Source organism: Nocardia flavorosea, assembly GCF_015477805.1.
Lineage (GTDB): Bacteria > Actinomycetota > Actinomycetes > Mycobacteriales > Mycobacteriaceae > Nocardia > Nocardia flavorosea_A.
The window spans coordinates 1,995,961-2,001,960 of sequence record NZ_JADLQL010000001.1 but is presented as its reverse complement, the minus strand read 5'-3'; the positions used below and the strand labels follow the sequence as shown (position 1 = coordinate 2,001,960).

Sequence of the window (6,000 nt, the reverse complement as noted above, 5' to 3'; positions counted from 1 at the left end):
AGTGGCCGAGCGTGCTGAGTGGCCGAGCGTGCTGAGTGGCCGAGCGTGCTGAGTGGCCGAGCGTGCTGAGTGGCCGAGCGTGCTGAGTGGCCGAGCGTGCTGAGTGGCCGAGCGTGCTGAGTGGCCGAGCGTGCTGAGTGGCCGGCTTCCAGGCGCTCGGCGCTGTCGATTCGGGGGCCCGCTGTGGTTCGGCGGCGGTCTCGCCCGGGGGCCGGCAGGGTGGGTCGCACGGGGCGGGGGGCGACCCACCCAGTGTCGGCCCGTGGGCGGATCGACCGGCGACCGGCAATAATCTGCTGCATGCCCCTATCTCGTCGCAGGTTGCTGCATGCGGGGTCGGCCGGTGCCGTCGCGGTGCTGGCCGGGGCGGGGCTGGTGAGCAGCGCGCCGTTGCGGGCACCGCGCCTACTCGGGGATCCGTTCACATTGGGAGTCGCCTCCGGTGATCCGCTGCCCGACGGGGTGGTGCTGTGGACCCGGCTGGCACCCGACCCCTTCGCCCCGGACGGGCTGGGCGGTACCGGGCTGGCGCCGGTGACCGTCGAGTACGAGGTCGCCGAGGACGAGCAGTTCCGCCGGATCGCTGCCCGGGGTAGCGCGGTCGCCACCCGGGAACTGGGCCACAGTGTGCATCCGGAGGTGCGCGGGCTGGCGCCGGACCGCTGGTATTTCTACCGATTCCGGGCCGGTTCGGCGATATCACCGGTCGGGCGCACCCGCACCGCGCCCGCGGCCGGAGCGCGGACCGATCGGCTGCGGTTCGCGTTCGCTTCCTGCCAGCACTGGAGTTCCGGCTACTACACCGCCTACGAGCATCTGTGCGCCGAGGACCTGGATCTGGTGGTGCATCTGGGCGACTACATCTACGAAATGGAATGGGGGCGCGGCCGAGTGGGAGTCGCGATCCCCGAGACGTTACGCGCCGAGGCCACCGACCTCACCGGATATCGTCTCCGCTACGCGCAGTACAAGGCCGAGCCGGAACTGCGGGCGGCGCACGCCGCGTTCCCCTGGGTCTGCACCTTCGACGATCACGAGATCGACAACAACTGGGCGGGTTTCGAACCCGGCGCCGGGATCGATATCCATCTGCTGCCCGCCCTGTTCCGGCGGCGTCGTGCGGCCGCCTTCCAGGCGATGTACGAACATCTGCCACTGCGGATCGGACAACTGCCGGTGGGCCCGTACGCCCGGATGCACCGCCGGTACTCCTTCGGTGATCTGGCCGATCTCACCGTGCTCGACACGCGCCAGTACCGTTCACCGCTGGTCTGCGGCGACGGTGCGAATCTCGTCGTCGACTGCCCGGATCGCTTCGACCCCGGCCGCACGATCCTGGGCGCCGAACAGCGCGACTGGCTGATCGAGGGTCTCACCCGCTCCCCGGTGCGCTGGCAGATCCTGGGCAACCAGGTCGCCATGGCGCAATCCGACTATGACCCCGGTCCCGCCGTGGCGGTGGGTACCGACGCCTGGGACGGCTATGTGGCCGACCGCAATACGGTTCTGGCGGCGGCCGCGGCCCGCGGACGGGGCGATCTGGTGGTGCTCACCGGCGACCGGCACGAAAACTATGTGGTCGATATCCGGGCGGACTATCGCGATCCGGGGTCGGCGGTGGTGGCCACGGAATTCACCGGCACCTCGATCACTACCGGCCGGGACGGCGCGGATCTGACCCCGCGCGGCCGAACCTTGCTGGCCGCCAATCCCGATATGAAGTTCTTCAACGGGCAGCGGGGCTACGTCCGGGTCGAGGTTGATCACCAGTTGTGGCGCAGTGATTTCCGGGTGGTTCCTTTCGTCCGTGAGCGCGGCGCCCCCATCGTCACCCGCGCGAGTTTCGTGGTCGAGCAGGGCCGGCCCGGCGCCGAATCCGCCGCGGATCCCGCGCCGGCGCCGGTTCCGCCGCAGGGAGAGGAGGCCGATCACGGATCCGAGATCGATGCGGGTAGATGAGCTGATCCCGACTTGGCCGAAAAAGCCGATTTCCTGACCGCGGGTGTGTTCGCCCCGGGGTGACCCAGGCCATAGTCTCGGAAGAATGTCCAGTTCCGCAACGAGTCCCGGCACCGGCGCCGGGCCCGGCCAGACCTACGACTACGACGTACTCGTCATCGGCTCCGGATTCGGCGGCAGTGTGAGCGCCCTGCGGTTGACCGAGAAGGGTTACCGGGTCGGTGTCCTCGAGGCCGGGCGGCGCTTCGCCGACGACGAATTCGCGAAAACGTCCTGGCGGGCCAGGCAGTACCTGTGGGCGCCCTACCTCGGATGCTTCGGTATCCAGCGGCTGGCGCTGTTGAAGGACACCCTGATCATGGCCGGGGCGGGGGTCGGCGGTGGTTCCCTCGTCTACGCGAACACGTTGTACGAGCCGCCGGAGAAGTTCTTCCGGGACGGCCCGTGGGCGCATATCACCGACTGGAAGGACGAGCTCGGTCCTTACTACGACCAGGCGAAACGCATGCTGGGCGTGAGCACCAACCCGGCCACCACCCCGAGCGACCGGGTACTGCGCGAGGTCGCCGAGGAGATGGGGGTCGGCGATACCTATCAGCGGACCCCGGTCGGCGTGTTCTTCGGCGGCCCTGGCGCCCGGCCCGGCGAGGAGGTGCAGGATCCGTACTTCGGCGGGGCGGGCCCGGCGCGCCGCTCCTGCACCCATTGCGGTGAATGTATGACCGGTTGCCGGCACAACGCCAAGAACACTCTGGTGAAGAACTACCTGTACCTGGCCGAACAGGCCGGTGCCGAAGTGCATGCGTTGCGTACCGTCACCGATGTGAAACCACTGCCGGGTGGGGGGTACGCGGTCGAGACCGTGGTCACGGGCCGTTGGGTGCGGAAGAAACGCACCACCTACACCGCCGAACAGGTGATCTTCTCGGCGGCCTCGCTGGGAACTCAGCGTTTGCTGCACAAACTGCGTGATTCCGGGTCGCTGCCCGATATCTCCGGCCGGCTCGGGTTCCTGTCGCGCACCAATTCCGAGGAACTGCTCGCTATCCGCAGCCGCGTGGCGGACAACGATTTCACCAAGGGCGTGGCGATCACCTCGTCGATCCATCCCGACGCCGATACCCATGTCGAGCCCGTGCGCTACGGCAAGGGCAGCAATGTGATCGCCCTGCTGGGCAGCATCATGGTGAGCGAGGAGCCGGGTGTCTCCAAGCGGCGGCTGTGGTTGCGGGAGATGTGGCGGCACCGTCGCGATATGCCGCATCTGCAGAATCCGCGGCACTGGTCGGAGCAGTCGATCGGCCTGCTGGTGATGCAGTCGGTGGACAATTCGATCACCACCTACACCAAACGGGGTCTGTTCAAGCGCAAGATGACCACGCGCCAGGGCGAAGGCGCGCCCAACCCGACCTGGATCCCCGCCGGGCACGAGGTGGGGCGGCGGGTCGCCGGAAAGATCGACGGAACTCCCGGCGGGCCGGTCAGCAGCGTTTTCAATATCCCGATGACCGGCCATTTCATCGGCGGCTGCGTAATCGGCGACAGCCCCGAAGCGGGAGTGGTCGACGCCTACCAGCGGCTCTACGGGTATCCGGGCCTGCATGTGATCGACGGTTCCACTATTTCGGCGAACCTCGGCGTGAATCCCTCGCTCACCATCACCGCGCAATCCGAGCGGGCCGTCGCGCTGTGGCCGAACAAGGGCGAGGCCGATCCGCGCCCGCCGGTGGGTTCGCCGTATGCGCGGATCGCGCCGGTGGAACCGGTGGCTCCGGTGGTTCCCGCCTCGGCACCGGCCGCGCTGCGCCTGCCGCTGGTGGAGGTGCGCCCGCTGTCGGCGCCTGATCTTGCGGTGCGTCGACGGCCCGGCGCAGAGCAGGCGTGACCGCCTTCACATAAGCTGGGAAATAGCTGATCAATGCCATCGGTCCGGTCGGCCTGAAGTTGGTCCGCGTTTACCCAGGGCAAATCCCGGGTAACGGTTTGAGGTCGATACTCGCCGGAACCCGGTCGCCGGCGGGCGCGACGTGATGGGTCGGCCGGGCCGACTTGGCCGCGCACGCCGGAGAGGACTGACCGTGACGGAGCAGCAGCCGGATACACCACAATTGGAGAAGCACCCGGGCGGGGCGCACCTCGAGAAACCGCAGGAAACGCCCCATCTCAAGAGGTCGGTAGCGGCCTCGGCCATGGGTAATGCCACCGAATGGTTCGATTACGGCGTCTACGCCGCGACCGCCACCTACCTCACCGACGCGTTCTTCCCCGGTGACCTCGGCACCCTGGGCACCATGCTCGGGTTCGCCGTCTCCTTCGTATTGCGCCCGCTCGGCGGCATGGTGTGGGGCCCGCTCGGCGACCGGGTGGGCCGCAAGGTCGTGCTCGCCACCACCATCCTGCTGATGGCCGCCGCCACCGGCCTGATCGGTGTCCTGCCCACGCACGGCCAAGTCGGTGTGCTCGCCCCGATCCTGCTGATCCTGCTCCGGGTGGTGCAGGGCTTCTCGACCGGCGGCGAATACGGCGGCGCCGCCACCTACCTGGCCGAATGTGCCAGTGACCGCAAACGCGGCTTTTTCGGCAGTTTCCTGGAGTTCGGCACGCTCGGCGGGTTCGTCGGGGGGTCGGCGGTCGTGCTGTTGTGCCAGTTGATCCTCGGTTCCGATGCGATGCACGACTGGGGCTGGCGGATTCCGTTCCTGATCGCGATCCCGCTGGGCGCCATCGGCTGGTATCTGCGGACCAGACTCGACGAATCCCCGGTTTTCACCGAGGTGAACGAGTCGGAGCATCCCGAGAGCGGTTTGCGGGTCCTGCTCACCACGTACTGGCGCGAGGTGCTGGTCCTGTTCGGTCTCGTGGTGGCGCTGAACGTGGCGAACTACACGCTACTCACCTACCAGCCGACGTATCTGCAGAACACCATCGGTCTCGGGGAATCCACCACCACCGCCATGATGCTGATCGGTCAGGTCGTCATGATGCTGTGCGTACCGTTCTTCGGCCGCTTCTCCGACCGGGTCGGCCGCCGGCCCATGTGGTTGTTCTCGCTGGTGGGTCTCGCGGTGCTCGCCGTGCCCATGTACTGGCTGATGGGCCAGGGCACCGGCTGGGCGGTCATCGGGTTCGTAGTGCTGGGCCTGCTGTACGTACCGCAGTTGTCGACCATCAGCGCGACCTTCCCCGCGATCTTCCCGACCCATGTTCGCTACGCGGGTTTCGCGCTCGGCTACAACGTGTCCACGGCCGCTTTCGGCGGTACCGCGCCGCTGGTGAACGAGGCGGTGATCGAGGGCACCGGCTGGACGCTGTTCCCCGCGATCTACATGGTGGGGGCCGCGCTCATCGGTCTGGTCGCCTGGGCGTTCCTGCGGGAGACCGCGGGGACGTCGCTGCGTGGCACGGAACTACCGGACGCCGATCCGAACCATTCGACCGCGGAGAAGCAATCCGTCGCGTGATCCCGGAAGGGCTCGTCCTGCCATGAGCGATACCCGCAACCCGACCGTCGCCGAGATCGTGAACTCGGCGCTGGAGCACACCATCCCGGTCGCCCACCGGATGGGTGTGCAAGCCGAGGAGGTACGGCCCGGCTACGCCGCGGCCACCGTGCCCGCCGAGGGCAACGGTAATCATTTCGGCGTCATGTACGCGGGGGTGCTGTTCACCGTGGGGGAGATCCTGGGCGGGGCCATCGCCGTGGCCAGCTTCGACACCGCGAAGTTCTATCCGCTGGTGAAGGATCTGCGGATCGCGTTCCGCCGGCCCGCCACCACGGCGGTACGGGCGGAGGCGACCCTGGCCGACGCCGAGATCGAGCGAGTCAGCGCGGAGGCCGAGGCGAACGGTAAAGCCGATTTCACGTTACGCGCGGTGCTCACCGATGTCGACGGCGTGGTCGTCGCCGAAACCGAGGGCTTGTATCAGTTGCGTGCACACACCTGAGACGGCCGTTCACCCGGCGAGTCCGGTGAACGGGAGCCCGGACAACGCAGAATTCCGAAACATGATCAATTCGCTTCGGGCGGCCGGTCGGCCGGG

At 67.9% G+C, this 6,000-nt stretch carries 4 protein-coding genes; all 4 read left to right on the top strand.

All coding sequences use genetic code 11. The features are described from left to right. The first annotated feature begins 300 nt into the window (after positions 1 to 300). Positions 301 to 1,959 carry an alkaline phosphatase D family protein gene (locus IU448_RS09020; protein ID WP_195054930.1) on the top strand — a complete coding sequence of 553 codons (1,659 nt, stop codon included), beginning with the start codon at positions 301 to 303 and terminating at the stop codon, positions 1,957 to 1,959. A gap of 85 nt (positions 1,960 to 2,044) precedes the next feature. Continuing rightward, positions 2,045 to 3,844: a GMC family oxidoreductase N-terminal domain-containing protein gene (locus IU448_RS09015; RefSeq protein WP_195054929.1), complete on the top strand. Its 1,800-nt coding sequence runs from the start codon at positions 2,045 to 2,047 to the stop codon at positions 3,842 to 3,844. Between the two features lie 304 nt (positions 3,845 to 4,148). Beyond that, on the top strand, positions 4,149 to 5,420 hold the full coding sequence (locus IU448_RS09010; protein WP_195055141.1) for an MFS transporter: 1,272 nt from the start codon (positions 4,149 to 4,151) through the stop codon (positions 5,418 to 5,420). 22 nt (positions 5,421 to 5,442) lie between these two features. Beyond that, complete coding sequence (locus tag IU448_RS09005) at positions 5,443 to 5,904, top strand: PaaI family thioesterase (RefSeq protein WP_195054928.1); 462 nt, start codon at positions 5,443 to 5,445, stop codon at positions 5,902 to 5,904. The last annotated feature ends 96 nt before the right edge of the window (positions 5,905 to 6,000 follow it).